Source organism: Pseudomonas sp. MWU12-2020, from assembly GCF_023100605.1.
Taxonomy (GTDB): Bacteria; Pseudomonadota; Gammaproteobacteria; order Pseudomonadales; family Pseudomonadaceae; genus Aquipseudomonas; species Aquipseudomonas fluorescens_H.
Genome location: NZ_JALMEX010000015.1, coordinates 101,161 through 117,813 on the forward strand (window position 1 = coordinate 101,161; position 16,653 = coordinate 117,813).

14 protein-coding genes are annotated in these 16,653 nt (G+C 58.2%); 9 read left to right on the forward strand and 5 right to left on the reverse strand.

Going from position 1 to position 16,653, the window contains the following annotated elements; all coding sequences use genetic code 11:
- The first annotated feature begins 108 nt into the window (after window positions 1-108).
- Together M0814_RS26070 and M0814_RS26075 are read left to right on the forward strand one after the other, a co-directional pair.
- Window positions 109-471: a hypothetical protein gene (locus tag M0814_RS26070; RefSeq protein WP_103485915.1), complete on the forward strand. Its 363-nt coding sequence runs from the start codon at window positions 109-111 to the stop codon at window positions 469-471.
- A gap of 120 nt (window positions 472-591) precedes the next feature.
- Window positions 592-891, forward strand: a complete 300-nt coding sequence (locus M0814_RS26075; RefSeq protein WP_103485914.1) for a hypothetical protein — start codon at window positions 592-594, stop codon at window positions 889-891.
- Window positions 892-1,288: 397 nt separating this feature from the next.
- On the opposite strand, the gene M0814_RS26080 is transcribed toward M0814_RS26075, so the two are convergent.
- Window positions 1,289-2,140: a hypothetical protein gene (locus tag M0814_RS26080; protein ID WP_146774721.1), complete on the reverse strand. Its 852-nt coding sequence runs from the start codon at window positions 2,138-2,140 to the stop codon at window positions 1,289-1,291.
- Between the two features lie 661 nt (window positions 2,141-2,801).
- Between M0814_RS26080 and M0814_RS26085 the strand changes: the two genes are divergently transcribed.
- Entirely contained in the window at window positions 2,802-3,788 is a 987-nt protein-coding gene (locus tag M0814_RS26085; protein ID WP_103485913.1) for an AraC family transcriptional regulator, read from the forward strand.
- A gap of 198 nt (window positions 3,789-3,986) precedes the next feature.
- Window positions 3,987-5,510 carry an EAL domain-containing protein gene (locus M0814_RS26090; protein ID WP_247868535.1) on the forward strand — a complete coding sequence of 508 codons (1,524 nt, stop codon included), beginning with the start codon at window positions 3,987-3,989 and terminating at the stop codon, window positions 5,508-5,510.
- A 132-nt stretch (window positions 5,511-5,642) separates the two neighbouring features.
- On the opposite strand, the gene M0814_RS26095 is transcribed toward M0814_RS26090, so the two are convergent.
- Window positions 5,643-7,562 (reverse strand): tyrosine-protein phosphatase, encoded by a 1,920-nt coding sequence (locus M0814_RS26095; protein ID WP_103485911.1) that lies wholly within the window; start codon window positions 7,560-7,562, stop codon window positions 5,643-5,645.
- A gap of 322 nt (window positions 7,563-7,884) precedes the next feature.
- Window positions 7,885-8,373, reverse strand: a complete 489-nt coding sequence (locus tag M0814_RS26100; protein ID WP_103485910.1) for an ATP-binding protein — start codon at window positions 8,371-8,373, stop codon at window positions 7,885-7,887.
- Window positions 8,374-8,461: 88 nt separating this feature from the next.
- Here M0814_RS26100 and M0814_RS26105 point away from each other — a divergent pair, with 88 nt between their 5' ends.
- Entirely contained in the window at window positions 8,462-8,743 is a 282-nt protein-coding gene (locus tag M0814_RS26105) for a hypothetical protein (protein WP_177434777.1), read from the forward strand.
- Between the two features lie 105 nt (window positions 8,744-8,848).
- Window positions 8,849-9,685 carry an SDR family oxidoreductase gene (locus M0814_RS26110; protein WP_103485908.1) on the forward strand — a complete coding sequence of 279 codons (837 nt, stop codon included), beginning with the start codon at window positions 8,849-8,851 and terminating at the stop codon, window positions 9,683-9,685.
- Window positions 9,686-9,693: 8 nt separating this feature from the next.
- On the opposite strand, the gene M0814_RS26115 is transcribed toward M0814_RS26110, so the two are convergent.
- Both M0814_RS26115 and M0814_RS26120 read right to left on the reverse strand, forming a co-directional pair.
- Complete coding sequence (locus tag M0814_RS26115; protein WP_103485907.1) at window positions 9,694-10,134, reverse strand: hypothetical protein; 441 nt, start codon at window positions 10,132-10,134, stop codon at window positions 9,694-9,696.
- 171 nt (window positions 10,135-10,305) lie between these two features.
- Entirely contained in the window at window positions 10,306-12,510 is a 2,205-nt protein-coding gene (locus tag M0814_RS26120) for an OsmC domain/YcaO domain-containing protein (protein WP_003224337.1), read from the reverse strand.
- Between the two features lie 238 nt (window positions 12,511-12,748).
- Here M0814_RS26120 and proP point away from each other — a divergent pair, with 238 nt between their 5' ends.
- The 3 genes from proP to M0814_RS26135 all read left to right on the forward strand — a co-directional run bounded on the left by proP (window position 12,749) and on the right by M0814_RS26135 (window position 16,644).
- Window positions 12,749-14,251, forward strand: a complete 1,503-nt coding sequence (gene proP / locus M0814_RS26125; RefSeq protein ID WP_003224336.1) for a glycine betaine/L-proline transporter ProP — start codon at window positions 12,749-12,751, stop codon at window positions 14,249-14,251.
- A gap of 125 nt (window positions 14,252-14,376) precedes the next feature.
- Window positions 14,377-15,612, forward strand: a complete 1,236-nt coding sequence (locus M0814_RS26130) for an MFS transporter (protein WP_103485923.1) — start codon at window positions 14,377-14,379, stop codon at window positions 15,610-15,612.
- Between the two features lie 96 nt (window positions 15,613-15,708).
- The gene (locus M0814_RS26135; protein WP_103485922.1) at window positions 15,709-16,644 is read left to right on the forward strand and encodes an alpha/beta hydrolase fold domain-containing protein; all 936 of its coding nucleotides are present in this window, start codon (window positions 15,709-15,711) and stop codon (window positions 16,642-16,644) included.
- The last annotated feature ends 9 nt before the right edge of the window (window positions 16,645-16,653 follow it).

Sequence of the window (16,653 nt, forward strand, 5' to 3'; positions counted from 1 at the left end):
CGGGCGCGCCGGGCTCCTGGGCCGGTCTACCAACCTGTGCATGGCCGCCACCCTTCGTTTGGTAGCGAAGCGTGATGGCTCCTTAATCGTTTTCCCAGGAGTTACATCATGTTCAAAGTCACACCAAACCCACCCGTAACCGAAACGGTCTCCCCTTACGAATCCCCCGATTCCCGAAAACTCAGCGAAGCCGCCGAGCGCGCCCTCGACCACTACCTGAACCCCGCCAGCCAAATCATGGCCACGCCCTACACACCCAACGCGATGTTCATTGCAAACCCCAAAATTGCCACCGAGGAATTATTGGCGAACGCCAGTGAATCACTGGGTTCGGCGACGGTGATGTTGGGGGATGTCGCGGCGCTGGTTGAGGGGCCGATTCGCAAGACGCTGCTGGGCATTGCGCAGGTGGTGATGTTGGGGGAACTGGCGGTGAATCAGGCGTTGGATAATTTTGTGCCGACGCAGTAACTCGTAAGGCCTCTGTGGCCGCTAGCTAGCCTGGTGCCACAGAGGGTATTGGCTAATGGACATCAACACGAACGGTTCGAAAAGCTACCTGCCACGAGTCAACTTCAACGGAAATCTACATTGAAAATAACAACCGCTACTCGTTTCGATGATGTCGACCATGACGCTGGCTATAAATACCGTGGGGTTAACTACGTCATCCAGAACGGCGAAGACACTTTTATGATCCGAACCTACGACGATGAGCCCGGCAAGGCTACCGTGGTGCATCCAACAAGCATGTCCAAACACTCAAGTCTCAGGGTACTCGTTGGTTTTCTACAATCTGAGCTGGGAGTATCCAGAGTATCCCTCTACAAGCGCGAACTCGAGATCTATGCCGAAATCAATCTCGACAGCCTGGAGTTTCTCTCGGCTTGAGTTCAGTAATGACAGCCACTCGCTGAACAAACGGACAACCCCGTAGCTATCAAGCGTGAGCTGTGATTGCGACATTTGGATACCCATTGTTATTTCTACAACTGCTGCTTCCGGGCAGGAAGCAGCATGTACAAACTCGGAATAGATCTCATGCGAAATCCGCATGAATAGGGGCGTGATGGACCGGTTGTTACTGATGAGCTGTTTTGTTCGCGCTGTCGAGACAGGTTGTTTTTCTGCTGCGGGGGGTGATCTAGTACGGCACCACCCGTCCCGATCCAAATCGTATACCTGGCTGATAGGCTGCTGCCTCAACGAGCCATCGTTTTCATGGATTTCATGGCGAATGTTTTTGCTGCTTTCCATCAGCGCCCTGAATAAGTGAAAAGACACATTATTAGCGCTTAATTACGTAACCAGCACGTGTCCTTATATACTTAGTACCGCATTCGTCACCTAAAGAATTAACACACGTATGTGAGATATTTTTGTAACCGGTAAAACTGAGTTCTCCCGTGCAGAATTTTTTGGATATGGGATCCTTAACCTCATCACACATATGTGGGTAGGCGGGTATCCTTTCATATCTATAACCAAGCACATTTAAAACGCCAATCGGTTTATTTAGAGTAACCCCAGTATAAAAAGAAGCAGTCTCGACGGAACTAACATCCTTATCCTTAACTTTCGTCGGAATTTCCATTTCATTCAGATACCATTCATTAATACATTGAGCAATAGCATCAAAATTTTCGGACTTTATATAAATAATTTCGGATCTAACATTATCTGCCGCGGCATCAAATTTCCAATCCCCTTCAAAACTAAGCAAGCAATCGCTGATAGGAACTCCTTTTTCACGCTGCGTTACTGTATATCTTGCCTCGATGCGCTTTTGACGATCGGATTTAACATATTCAGGTTCAGGACCGATTCTCACGTTTCTTAGGTAATACCTTATAGTATCAACGGTTTCTTCCCCCGTAATTTTTACGTTCGGGTATATTCTACCAATGCATCCATTAAAGAAATCAGCCTTTTCGGGGCCGATTCCAATATATTTTGGATATACATTTCTCATTTTTCCTTCAAGCTCCAGCAAGCAATCCTCCATAGGAACGCGTTTCTCAATCTGCTCACTCGTATATGTTTTTTGAGCATCGCCTGCATGACTGTAACTTGATACTGCCAAGACAGGTACCGCAAGAAACCCAAGATTACGAAAAAAACTCCTACTGATACTTATCACGATGAAATCCTCCTTCGTTTCGTAGATTTAACTTCAAGCGCAACCTGTCAGTGATGATGGTCATTTATCCTCTTGGCAGCTTAGTGGATAAAATCGACAGGCCAATTCTCGCGTAGTTCAGGACTTACTACACCTGTCACATTTGACAGGTTTTTATATCTATTCGTCATAACTGCTATATCTTATCTTACTAATGGTATTAGCCCCAGAATGCAGAAAAATTAGCAAGAACAACGAAATAATCTTTTCACTGTGAAATTTACTTCAACAGTGGATTTAGAACTTGTTTTTTACAATACAAGACCCGATGGGACGCAACTCGATCTGAATGATTACGGAGCCGTCCGACCGCTACTAGCCAATAAAGCTTTCATACCCTGCAAGGTACGCATTACCGCGCATGGATATAAAACTTATTACACAAAGTCATTGATCATTCCAACCAAAAAAATGACAGAACAGATATTTAAAAACCCTTAGATAAAACCTAAGCAAGAACAACCTGAAGTATCTGCCCACTGCTGCTGGATATACCTGGGGGTTATTGGTCGAAAGGAAACCTGCCTCCAGTGACTCAATCTTCCGTCACAAACCTGTCACCCCCAACCTGCTAACCTCCCTGCGCCTCCTCCCCAAGAGCCCCAACAAAAGGTGCCCCAAGGTGTACTCCGTCGCCCCACCCCACCAAAAAATCATCCTCCGCTCCGAAAACCTCCACTCCGAAGACTTCGGCGCCCTCTTCTCCCGGCTCTTCGGCAATCGCTACGCCGACTCTCCGCCACTCCCCTCCAACATCATCATCGGCGGCGTCTACGGCAGACACGACGGCGTCAGTTTCCGGCGCATGCATTACCACGGCGATTTCACCGTCACCTTCCCCGACCCGCAGGATGAGATCACGTTCGTGATTCCCACGGCGGGCAAGATTGTGTTCAACCACCGCACCGAGTCCGTCGGCATGGCCCAGGTGGGGTTGGCGATTGATAAGGCGGATATCCGTTCGATGCGGTTTCTCGACAATCATGCGCAGCACGGGATTTCGGTGAATCGGGGGCAGCTCACGGAGCGGTTGGCGGCGTTGTTGGGGCGGCCGATTGTGCAGAGAATTGTGTTTGAGCCGGTGGTGGATCTGCACTCGGCGGCGTTTCAGGGGATCAAGGCGTTGATTGATCTGGCGACGGGGACGGAGTTTGATTTGTTGCTCAACAGCGGCACGCTGATGCCGTCGCGGTTGCGCGAGATGTTGATTGATGCGGTGCTGGAGGCGTGGCCGCACAATTTTACCGAGGCGTTGCGCCAGCCCGCGCCGAGGGTGGCGCCGCGGCATGTGAAGTTGGCGGTGGAGTTTATTCAGGCGCATCCCGAACAGTTGGTGAGTGGGGTTGAGTTGGCGCGGTTGAGCAATGTCAGTCAGCGCGCATTGCAGGAGGGGTTTCGGCGGTTTGTCGGGACGTCGATTGTGGCGTATCAGCGGCAGGTGCGATTGGAGCGCGCTTTCGAGGCGCTGAGGCAGCGGCATTCGGCGTCGGTGACGGAGGTGGCGCTGCGCTTTGGCTTCAGTAATGTCGGACGGTTTTGTCAGTATTTTCAGCAGGCGTATGGGGTCAGTCCGGCGGATTTGCGTTCGGGCGCGCGCCCGCGACGCTGACAGGCGTAGGCGTCAGAAGTATTGATCTGCGGCAAGATCGGCCGATGGCGCCAGCGCTAATCTGTAGTCGCTGATTAAACAGCCGTGCAGCCGCACGTCACGGGCCGTGGGCCAAGGTGGCGTCAAATGAACAAAAAACGCATTGTCTGGGGGAGCATTCTCCTGGGCCTTCCGTGTGTCTTGCTTCCAGTACTTTTGATGGGTTACGTCGCCTGGGTGTTGAACCTGGCAGCGGCGCAGCAACGTCTCGAATCGCTGGCCAGCGTGGCATCCAGCCGCGCCAACAATACTTTCCAAGAAGCCGCCGGAGTGCTGAAGAGCGTCGCCGCGTCGAGCCTTGCGCCGTGTACGCCGGAGAGCATCGACGAGATGCGTCTGCTGACGATCAACACGTTTGCGGTGAAGTCGATCGGCTATGTCGAGGAAGAGGTTTATGCCTGCGGTTCGTGGGGGCCGGTGGGCCATCGGGTGACGCCATGGAAGGAAGATTTTGTCACCGCTGACGGGGTGCGCGTGTCGCTCGGCGTGCAGGCGCGGATTGTGCCGGCCAAGCCGATGATGGCGCTGCAGTATGCGGCGTTCAATGTGCTGGTCGACCCTGAGCAGTTTTTGCAGGTGTTGGTTGAGGACGATGTGCATTTGATGGTCGGCACCGCTGCCGGGCAACTGGTCGGCGTGTCGCGGCCGGGGGCGGAGCGCTTCATGAGTCGGGTGCACCGGGGCCCCGCTTCGGCGCTGGAGGACGGTTATCTGTATACGCTGGTGCACAGCGGTGATTGGGTGGCGATTGCGGCGGTGTCGCGCCATGAGTTGCTGCTGGGTCTGGTGCGCCGGGAGATGCTGTTGCTGCCGATCGGCGGGTTGATTGCCGGGATGCTTGCGCTGGTGATTGTGCGGCGTACGCGCAAGCGGTTGTCGCCACTGGCCGAGCTGGAACTGGCGGTGCGCAATCGTGAGTTCATCGTGCACTATCAGCCGATCATTGATTTGAGCGATGGCGCTTGTGTCGGGGCCGAAGCGCTGGTGCGCTGGCGGCATCCGGACGGCAGCCTGGTACGGCCAGATCTGTTCATTCCGCTGGCTGAGCAGAGTGGGCTGATTCTGCCGATCACTGATCAGGTGATCGATCACGTCATGCAGGATCTCGGGCCGCTGCTGGTGAAAGAACGCAGCCTGCATGTGGCGATCAATCTGGCGGCGGCGGATATCAGCAGCGGGCGCTTTCTGCCACGGCTCAAGTCGGCGATGAGCAAGGCTGATGTGTGGCCGAGCCAGATCTGGCTGGAGGCCACGGAGCGCGGTTTTGTGCAGATCGAATCGGCGCGGCAGACAGTGAATCAGGCACGCGAGGCGGGGCATCTGGCAGCCATCGATGATTTCGGCACCGGGTTTTCCAGCCTGCAGCATTTGCAGCAGCTGCCGCTGGATGTGTTGAAGATCGATAAGTCGTTTGTCGACACTATCGGGCGTGATCCGGAGGCGAGTTCGGTGACCGCGCATATCATCGACATGGCCAAGAGTTTGCGTTTGAAGCTGGTGGCTGAAGGGATTGAGACGGAGGCGCAGCTGGATTATCTGCGCAGTCGTGGCGTGGATTTCGGGCAGGGTTGGTTATTTGCCAAGCCGATGTCTGCGGGGGAGTTTTTGGGGTTTGTTGGGGAGCGGTATGGGGGGATTGCGGTACTGAATGGTCAGGTCGGTGAGCTGGTTGGGTGTGTTTGACAAGGCTTGTTTTCAGGGCCGCTTCGCGGCCCAGCGGGAGCAAGCTCCCTCGCCACAGGTTCGGGGGATACCTTCTGTTTTTGGCGTGCCTTGAGGATTGAGGTCATCCTTGACCTGTTAGTCCTCCCCTCTTTAGAACGCGTAACTGGCCTTCAGGCTGCCACTGAAACCGTGGCTGTCACCACCGCCGCTGGCACCGACTTCCGCGCCGACGCTGACGGCGCCGAGGCTGGCCATCAGGTTGACGCCGCCGCTGAACTGGTCGCGGTTGTCGAAGGCGGCGCGCTGTTCGATGTCGAGGCCCAGCAGGTGGCTCTGGCTGTTGACGTCGTTGTTGCCCAGGGTGCGTTCGTAGCCGACTTGTACGCCCGGCACCAGTTGCCAGGCGCCCATCGTGACCGGGGCGAACGCCACGTTGAGGTTGGCGACGGCGCTGCGGCGGGTGGCGGTGTTGTCGTCGACGTCGAGGGACAGTTCGCTGCCCTTCTCTTTGAAGCCTTCGAGGTCTAGGTGGCTGAGGCGCAGGCCGAGGCTTGGTTCGAGGATCATGCCGTTGACCGGTGCGCGGTAACCCAGCGCCAGCGTCGCGCCGGTGAGGTTGCCGTGGGTGTCGCCCTTGGCGGTGCCGAGGCCGCCGCCCAGTTCGCGTTTGCTGTCGTAATCGACGTAGCCGGCGCTGGCGTTGGCGTCGACGAACAAGCCCCGTTCCAGGCTGGTGAAGCCGTAGCGCGTGCCGAGGTTGAAGAAGGTGAAGTCGGTATCGGCCTCGCCACCCGCGCCGCCGACGGTGCCTTTGCTGTAGCCGAAACCGCCACGCGCGCTGAGTTGTTCGGAGAAGCGCTGTGTGATGCCGACCATCAGGCCCTGGCTGTGTTCGTTGCTGCTCTCGGCGTGGGACGAGCCGTCGGTGCCGAGGTAACCGGCGAGCGCGGTGGTCCACAAACGGTATTGCCCGACTTTCAGATCGGAGCCGCTGGCGTACGGTGCGGCGGCTTGTTCGATCATTGCATTCTGGCGCAGCAGGTAACTGGCGGCATCGGCGTGAACTTGGCCACCGACCTGGGACTCGACACCGCCGAGGGTGCCGGCGTCGATCGCCGATTGCAGGTAGTAGTTGTAGGCGCTGTAGGTGCCGGACAGGCTGGTGTTCTGCAACTCGCGCAATAATTCGGCACCGGCAGCGGCGTTGCCAATCAACCCGGCCTGACCCGGCAGGCTGTTGTACTCAACCAGTTTGCCGCGCAGCACGTAGATAGTTGCCTGCGACAGACCGAGGCCTTGTTTGAGGTAGTTGTCCATGCTGCCGTATTCGGCGGTGACTTCATCGAGCCCGGCCTGCAGATAGCTTGCCTGCACGCCGAGCAACGGCGCGTAGACCGAGGCCATGCTTGGCGGCATTGCTTTAAGAGTCGCGGCGACGCGGGCGGCGGTGTAGTCATTGGTCGCCAGATAGTTGGCCATGATGGTCGCGTTATCGACCCCGGCGATGCTCTGCAACACGGCGGCGGTCCAGCCAGTGCGGTCCTTGCCGGCGGTGCAGTGGAACAGCTGCGCACCGTCGGTGGTGGCCAGTTCGTTGAACAGCTTGCCGAACTGACCGCGCATCCCCGCGTCGCTGACGAAGGCACGGTTGGTCTGTTCCATCATGGCAATGGCGTCGGCGGCGCTTTTGAACGACACGGTGGTGATGTTCGCTCCCGAGGTGGTGCTGCCGATGATGTCGATGTTCTGGTAGGTCGCGCCGGTCAGCATCGTGTCCGGCGTGGCGGCGATTTCGCTCGGGGTGCGCAGGTCGTAGACGGCTTTGATGCCCAGGCTGTTGAGCGTCACCAGATCCGCCGCCGACGGCGTGATCGCGTTGGAACGGTAGAACACGCCGCCACGCATCGTGCCGTCATGGGCCGTGGTATACGCGGTGGTGAGGCCAGCGACGTCACGGAAGTTGTCGATGCTTTTCAGGCGCGGCGTGTCGAGCGCGACGGGCTCGGCAGCGTGGGCAGCGGCGATGGACAGGCTCAGAACGGACAGCGAACACACAAGACGTTGGAACACAGTGCAGCCTCATTGGAATTAGCGTTGGGCTGGCTACTATCTGCAATCAACTGATACTGAATATGACAGAACGACTGCGCACGCAAATGCCTGCGCGATTGGGCCGTGGGCTGCGTTTTTTGTCCGTAAGGCATCAGGTTGTTGCATAAATTTCGGGAGCAACGGGTAACCCTGTGGGAGCTGGCTTGCCAGCGATGGCGGTGGGTCAGCCAGGAGTAATGGCGACTGACATGGCCCTATCGCTGGCAAGCCAGCTCCCACAGTTTTTTGCGATGAGCTCAGGGTTGGCGGCTGCCAGAGATCCAAAGTGGGAGCTAGCCTGCTAGCGATTTCGGTGCATGACGATCTCAAGCTCCTCGCTCGATTCCGGCACCTGAAAGTAGCTGGAGATCAAATCAAACTCTTCATCCGAAGCGGCAAACTCATGCTCCGCCAGCGCATTGCGCGCATGCAGCCGGGCGCGACAAGTATCGTCATCCACCGCGAGATAGTGCAGGCAATGCGGCACTTTTGCAGTATCCGCCAGCCCTCGCAGCCACTGCCGATCCGCCACGGTATTGGCCGGAAAATCCAGCACCACACTCACCCCGGCCGCCAGCACATCGATCACCAACGGCCCCAGCACCCCGCGAATCTGCCGCGCACATCGAATGTAATCCGCCACGGATTTGATCTGCTCCGGATACAGCCGCGACAGCCACTGATCTTCACTGAGCACAAGCGCGCCGTGCTGCTCAGCCAGTGATTGGGCCAGTGTGGATTTGCCCGAGGCGATCTTGCCGCACATCAGGTGTAGGGTGGGTGCACGCATTGGGGACGCTTCCTTATGTCGATTGCTGGATAATGCCCAACGCCTGACAGACAGGCAATCAATGCGCCTGACCCAACGGGGAACCGTGATGACTGCAACAAACGTACGCCGATGCACCTTATGGCTGCTGCTCACCCTGCTCGCCACCACCCTGGCGCTGACCGCGGGATGTTCAAGCAAGCGCTACGCTACCAACGGTTCGAACTGCTACGCCAAAGCCGTACCCACCTCCGGCGAAGGCGGTTTAGCCTGGGGCGATACCTTGAGTATGGCGCGCAAGAAATCGCTGAATAACTGCATGCGTTATGCGAGCCGCTCCGGAGGTACGCCGAACACCTGCCAGGTTGTGCAGGCGCAGTGCAAACGCTGAGGGCAATTGATGAGTTCTGCTCATAAGCCCTAGCAATCAAAGCCGTATTGTTGAGCAATGAGCCGCCCTATAAGGTGACGCATCACCTGAAAAGAGCTGCCCACCATGAAAAATCCTGCGCAAGTGATCGTCGTCATCGGCCCCGGCTCTATTGGCCAGGCCATCGCCCGCCGGGTCAGTGCCGGCAAGCATGTGGTGCTGGCCGATCTGAAGCAGGAGAACGCCGACGCGGCGGCCAAAGTCCTGTTCGATGCAGGGTTTGAGGTCACCGCGACGGTTGTCGACATCGCCTCTCGCGAATCGGTGCAGGCACTGGTGCAGACCGCCGCCGCCATCGGCGAAATCAGCGGCGTGATCCATGCCGCTGGCGTTTCCCCATCGCAGGCGCCAGTCACGACGATTCTTCGGGTGGATCTGTATGGCACGGCGCTGGTACTGGAGGAATTTGGCAACGTAATCGCCAACGGCGGCTCGGCGGTGGTGATCGCCTCGCAGTCTGGCCATCGCCTGCCGGCTTTGAGTGCCGAGCAGAACAAGGCGCTGGCCATCACGCCGGTGGAAGAACTGTTGGCGTTACCGATGCTGCAGGCCGATCAGATCAGTGATCCGTTGCACGCCTACCAGATCTCCAAACGCGGCAATTCCTTGCGGGTGATGGCCGAGGCCGTACGCTGGGGCAAGCGCGGGGCGCGGGTCAACACCATCAGCCCGGGCATCATCTTCACCCCGCTGGCGCGGGACGAACTGAGCGGCCCGCGCGGCCCGGGCTACCAGCGCATGATCAACCTCAGCGCCGCTGGACGCGGTGGCACGCCAGATGAAGTCGGCGCGGTCGGTGCGTTGTTGATGGGGCCGGAAGGCACGTTTATTACGGGTAGCGATTTCTTGATGGATGGGGGTGTGACGGCGGCGTATTGGTACGGCGATCTGGCGCCGCAATAGACCAACGGCTAAACACCGCGCTTGAGCACCGACGTCGAAACCCGTGGCTGGATCGACTTTTCGATCAGTGCAACGATGTCCTTCGCCCCATAACAACGGAACAGAATGCTGCCAGCATCCGTATCCAGGCAGACGATTTTGGTGATGAAGCCACCTTCAAGCGTGACCTTGCGGATCATCCCCAGCGGCACTCTGATGTCCAGTGTGCCGTCCTGAACCATGCGGTTCATGGCGTTGGCATTCAGGTACACAGCGGTATTGGTCAGGGTCATTTTGCCGCCGACCCACAGCCCGCCGTACACCTCTTTGACCCCCTCCAGCACACCGGCCAACGCGCTGACATTGCCACTGCCGGCAACATCGTAGAAATCGCCGACACCTTCGTAATCCACCTCGACGTCAGCCATCAGAAAGTTGACCAGCTTCGACTTCACGACCTTCTCTTCCATCCTTGTATCTCCATGTCCCCAGAACACTCACCCGTGGCGAGGGGATTTATCCCCGATGGACTGCGCAGCAGGCCGCTTCTTGATCGGTTGAAGAAGCCGGGCCCGCTTCGCGCGCCATCGGGGATAAATCCCCTCACTACAGGTTTACTCAGCAAAAGTGATCGTGTGCTATCAGCGATTCAACGCCGCCGCATTAGCCCGCGCCGCGTGCAGCTTCTTATAGCTGTCGATCAGACGCAGGTGACGATCCAGCCCTTCGAGCTTCATGCTGGTCGGCGTCAGGCCGTAGAAACGCACACTGCCGTTGACCGAACCAATCGCCGCGTCCATGCGCTCGTCGCCGAACATGCGGCGGAAGTTGGCCTCGTAGTCGGCCAGTTCCAGATCCTCGTCCAGTTCCATTTCCAGACACACGTTCACCGCCTGATAAAACAAGCCGCGCTCGACGGTGTTGTCGTTGTATTGCAGGAAGGCTTCGACCAGATCCTTGGCCTGCTCGAATTTCTGCAGAGCGAGGTAGATCAGCAGGCGCAGTTCCAGAATGGTCAGCTTGCCCCACGGCGTGTTGTCGTCGAACTCGATGCCGATCAGCGTGGTGATGTCGGTGTAATCATCCAGCTCGCTGTTTTCCAGGCCTTGAGCGAGGTTGCGCAGGCCGACCTTGCTCAGACTGTGCAGGTTGAGGATGTCGGCGCGGAATTGCAGGGCCTTGTTGGTGTTGTCCCAGATCAGGTCGTCCACCGGATAGATTTCCGAATAGTCCGGCACCAGGATCCGGCAGGCATTGGCGCCGAGGTCATCGTAGACCGCCATGTAGGCTTCTTTGCCCATGTCTTCAAGGATGCCGAACAGGGTTGCGGCTTCTTCGGCGTTGGAGTTTTCGCCTTGACCTGAGAAGTCCCATTCGACGAATTCGAAGTCAGACTTGGCGCTGAAGAAGCGCCACGACACCACACCGCTGGAATCGATGAAGTGTTCGACGAAGTTGTTCGGTTCGGTCACTGCCTGGCCCGAGAAAGTCGGCTGCGGCAAGTCGTTCAAGCCTTCGAAACTGCGGCCTTGCAGCAATTCGGTCAGGCTGCGTTCCAGCGCCACTTCCAGGCTTGGATGCGCGCCGAACGAGGCGAACACGCCGCCGGTGCGCGGGTTCATCAGGGTCACGCACATCACCGGGAATTCACCGCCCAGCGACGCGTCCTTGACCAGCACCGGGAAGCCCTGCTCTTCCAGCCCTTTGATCCCGGCGAGAATGCTTGGGTACTTCTCCAGCACTTCCTGCGGCACGTCGGGCAAAGCCATCTCGCCTTCGAGAATTTCGCGTTTGACCGCGCGCTCGAAGATCTCCGACAGACATTGCACCTGTGCTTCAGCCAAGGTGTTGCCAGCGCTCATGCCGTTGCTCAGGAACAGGTTTTCGATCAGGTTGGACGGGAAGTACACCACTTCACCATCCGACTGGCGCACGAACGGCAGTGAGCAGATACCGCGTTGGGTGTTGCCGGAGTTGGTGTCGAACAGGTGCGAGCCCTTGAGCTCGCCGTCGCGATTGTAAATGTCGAGGCAGTATTGGTCGAGAATCTCCGCCGGCAGCTCGTCTTTCGGGCCGGGCTTGAACCAGCGCTCGTTCGGGTAATGCACGAACTCGGCGGTGGCGATGTCCTCGCCCCAGAACTGGTCGTTGTAGAAGAAGTTGCAGTTCAGGCGCTCGATGAATTCGCCCAATGCCGAGGCCAGTGCGCCCTCTTTGGTCGCGCCCTTGCCGTTGGTGAAACACATCGGCGAATGCGCATCGCGGATGTGCAGAGACCAGACGTTGGGCACGATGTTGCGCCACGAGGCGATTTCGATCTTCATCCCCAGATCGGCGAGAATCCCCGACATGTTGGCGATGGTCTGCTCCAGCGGCAGATCTTTACCGGCGATGTAGGTACCCGCTTCAGAGGTCGAGTGCGGCATCAGCAGCGCTTGCGCATCGGCGTCGAGGTTCTCGACTTCTTCGATCACGAACTCGGGGCCGGTCTGCACAACCTTCTTCACCGTGCAGCGATCAATCGAACGCAGGATGCCCAGACGATCCTTCTCGGAAATGTCTGCTGGCAATTCGACCTGGATCTTGAAGATCTGGTTGTAGCGGTTTTCCGGATCGACGATGTTGTTCTGCGACAGGCGAATATTGTCGGTCGGGATGTTGCGGGTTTCGCAGTACAGCTTCACGAAGTAAGCCGCGCACAAGGCCGACGACGCCAGGAAGTAGTCGAACGGCCCCGGTGCCGAGCCATCGCCCTTGTAGCGAATGGGCTGATCAGCGATCACCGTGAAGTCGTCGAACTTGGCTTCAAGTCGAAGGTTGTCGAGAAAGTTGACCTTGATTTCCATGCGGGTTTACCAGAGAGCAGAAACGAATTGGCGGCCATTATCCGGGTTTTCAGCCTGACGTCTTGTGCTTTTGCGTAATCGCCGCCGTGTGGGCGGCCGCGTTGCGCCGGGCATCGGCACAGGCGAGCGACAAAAATGCCCTGAGCAGTGAATTTTTTCGTGTCTTCTTGTATCTGACGGAAAGAGCCTATGCCAGCAAAACAATGGCATCGAATCCGTTCAGCTATGAGTGACCCGCATGAAATCAAGGAAAAACACCGTCAATCCCATCGGATTGAAAGACATCACGATTGTCGACGACGCCAAGATGCGCAAGGCGATCACCGCCGCCGCACTGGGCAACGCCATGGAATGGTTTGACTTCGGCGTGTACGGCTTCGTCGCCTACGCGCTGGGCAAGATCTTCTTCCCCGGCGCCGATCCTGGCGTGCAAATGATTGCTGCCTTGGCAACATTCTCGGTGCCGTTTCTGATCCGTCCATTGGGTGGTTTGTTCTTCGGCGCCCTGGGCGACAAGTACGGACGCCAGAAAGTCCTCGCCGCGACCATTGTGATCATGTCGCTGAGCACCTTCGCCATCGGCCTGATTCCGTCCTACGAGTCGATCGGCATCTGGGCGCCGATCTTGTTGTTACTGGCGAAAATGGCTCAGGGTTTCTCGGTCGGCGGCGAATACACCGGCGCGTCGATCTTCGTCGCCGAATACGCGCCCGACCGTAAACGCGGCTTCCTCGGCAGTTGGCTGGACTTCGGCTCGATTGCCGGTTTCGTCCTCGGCGCCGGTGTGGTGGTGCTGATTTCGACGATCATCGGCGAAGAGAAATTCCTCGAATGGGGCTGGCGCCTGCCGTTCTTCCTTGCGCTGCCACTGGGCATGATCGGCCTCTATCTGCGTCATGCACTGGAAGAGACGCCGGCGTTTCAGCAGCATGTCGAGAAGCTTGAAGAAGGTGATCGCGAAGGTCTGGCCGGTGGCCCGAAAGTTTCGTTCAAGGAAGTTGCGACCAAACACTGGCGCAGCCTGATGACCTGTATCGGCGTGGTGGCGGTGACCAATGTCACCTATTACATGCTGCTGACCTACATGCCGAGCTATCTGTCGCACAACCTGCACTACAGCGAAAACCGTGGCGTGTTGATCATCATCGCGATCATGGTCGGCATGCTATTCGTGCAGCCGGCGATTGGTTTTATCAGCGACAAGATCGGCCGCAAACCCTTCATTGTGGTCGGCAGCATCGGCCTGTTCCTGCTGGCGATTCCGGCGTTCATGCTGATCAACAGCGGCAAGATCGGCCTGATCTTTTCCGGCTTGCTGATCCTCGCGGTGTTGCTGAACTTCTTCATCGGCGTCATGGCCTCGACCCTGCCGGCAATGTTCCCCACGCACATCCGCTACAGTGCACTGGCCGCCGCGTTCAACGTCTCGGTACTGATTGCCGGCCTGACGCCGACCGCCGTGGCCTGGCTGGTGGAAAGCACCAACAATCTGTACATGCCGGCTTACTACCTGATGGTGATTGCTGTGGTCGGCCTGATCACCGGCGTGACCATGAAGGAAACCGCCAACAAGCCGCTGCGTGGTGCCGCACCGGCCGCGTCGGACCTTGAAGAAGCCAAGGAACTGCTCAAGGAACACCACGACAACATCGAGCAGAAAATCGAGGACATCGACGCCGAGATCGCTGAACTGGAAGCCAAGCGCAAGGAGTTGGTGCAGCAGCATCCACGGATAAACTGATGAGTACGCGGCGTGGTCACTCGAATCGGAGTCGAGTGGCCACATAGGCGCCGCGTGCAACCAAATCCGCATTGTTTGACGGAGATCGCGCCCTTTCGCGCGACCTCGATACCAAAGGTGCCAGCGTGGACACTCACTCCGATCGTCGCAACAAGCTCTCGCTGGACAGCCTCAATTTTTTCCTCGCCGATGTGCGCGACGGACTCGGGCCGTATCTGGCGATTTATCTGTTGGCGGTTCACCACTGGGAGCCGGCCAGCATCGGGCTGGTGATGACCCTGGCCGGCATCGCCGCCCTTGTCACCCAGACACCCGCCGGCGCCCTGGTCGACAACACCCGTAGTAAGCGGGCAGTGATCGCAGTTGCCGCGCTGCTGGTAACCGGCAGTTGCGTGGTGTTGCCGTTCGTTACCTCCTTCAGCCTGGTGGCGATCACCCAAGCGCTGAGCGCCGCGGCAGCGTCGGTGTTCGCCCCGGCCATTTCGGCGATCACCCTCGGCATCACCGGCCCACGAGCGTTCACTCGGCGCACCGGGCGCAACGAGACCTTCAACCATGCCGGCAACGCCTGCGCGGCGCTGCTGGCCGGTGGTTTTTCCTACCTGTTCGGGCCGGTGGCGGTGTTTTATCTAATGGCGGTCATGGCGCTATGCAGTGTGATCGCCGTGAGCTTCGTCGATGCCAACGCGATCAACCATGATCTCGCCCGAGGCCTTGACCCCAGCGACGCTACACACGCCAAGGCGCCTTCGGGATTGGCGGTGCTGCTGACCAACAAGGCGTTGCTGATGTTCGCCATCTGTTGTGCCCTCTTCCACCTGGCGAACGCGGCGATGCTGCCACTGGTGAGCCAGAAACTGGCGCAGGTCAATCTGCAGATGGCGACGCCACTGACCTCGGCCTGCATCGTCGCCGCGCAACTGGTCATGGTGCCGGTCGCGTTGCTGGTCGGGGCCAAGGCCGATGTGTGGGGACGCAAGCCGCTGCTGCTCGCAGGCTTCCTGATTCTGCCGTTGCGCGGCGTGCTCTATACCTTGTCCGCGGATCCTTACTGGCTGGTGGCGGTACAGATGCTCGACGGCATCGGCGCGGGGATCTTCGGCGCGCTGTTCCCGGTTGTAGTGAAAGACCTGACTCTGGGCACCGGACACTTCAACATCAGCCTCGGCGCCCTTTCGACCGTGTTTGGCCTGGGCGCGGCATTGAGCAGTAGTGTCGCGGGGATTGTGTTACAAGAGGCCGGATACAACGCGGCGTTTCTGACCCTGGCGGTGATTGCCGGGCTGGCGTTTATGCTGTTGTGGCTGGCAGTGCCAGAGACATTGGCAGACCGACGCGACGCAGTTATCGCTACGGTTTGAGAGGCGCAATTTTTCGATCCTGCGCAACAACCTCTGACTCGAGGAAGGAATTTGGCCAATAACACGCTTGAGTTCAGCGACAGTGATCTGGCGCAGATGCAACGCTTTAACCGCAAGCTCGCCTGGCTACCACGGTTTCGCATCCGCAATCGACTGACGCCACGTCTGGTCCAAGGGCTGCTGCGTGCCAGTCAGATTGTCAGCGCGGACAAGCCGCTCAAACATGACCTTCAAGCGCAGAACACAGTGGTTTTTTCGCAAGGTGCTTCGGTGCCCGTCCGAATCATCCGCCCGCAAGGAAACGCTCAAGGCGTAGTGCTCGATTACCACGGTGGCGGCTGGGTGATTGGCAATGCACAGATGAACGACGACCTCAACATCGCCATGGTCAAGGACTGCAATGTAGCCGTGGTCTCGGTCGACTATCGATTGGCGGTCGATACGCCGGTTGAGGGGCTGATGAAGGACTGCCTCTGCGCCGCTCATTGGCTGCTGAGCGACGACTGCACAGAGTTCGCCGGCCTGCCGGTGATCGTTGTCGGCGAATCGGCTGGCGCGCACCTGGCCGCCGCAACGCTGTTGGCGCTCAAATCATCACCCGGTTTGTTGCAGCGGGTCCGCGGTGCGCTGCTTTTTTACGGTGTCTACGACCTCGCGGGTACTCCGAGCGTGCACGCAGCTACTGCTGAAACTTTGGTGCTCGACGGCCCGGGCATGGCCCAGGCGCTGCGCTTGCTGACACCGGGATTGAGCGATGAGCAACGCCGACAGGCACCGCTTTCCCCGCTGTACGGCGACTTCAGCGGGTTGCCGCCGGCACTGATGTTCACCGGTGAACTGGATCCGCTACGCGACGACACGCTCGAACTGGCTGAGCGCTGGCAGCATTCTGCGCCGGTTGAAGTACATCTGCTGCCCTCTTCCGCCCATGGCTTTATCCATTTCCCGACTGACATGGCCAGACGTGTTCTTACCTACAGTCGGGCGTGGCTTTCACGCCAGATCGAGGCAAAACAATCAGTTAGTACCTGAATTGGCGAT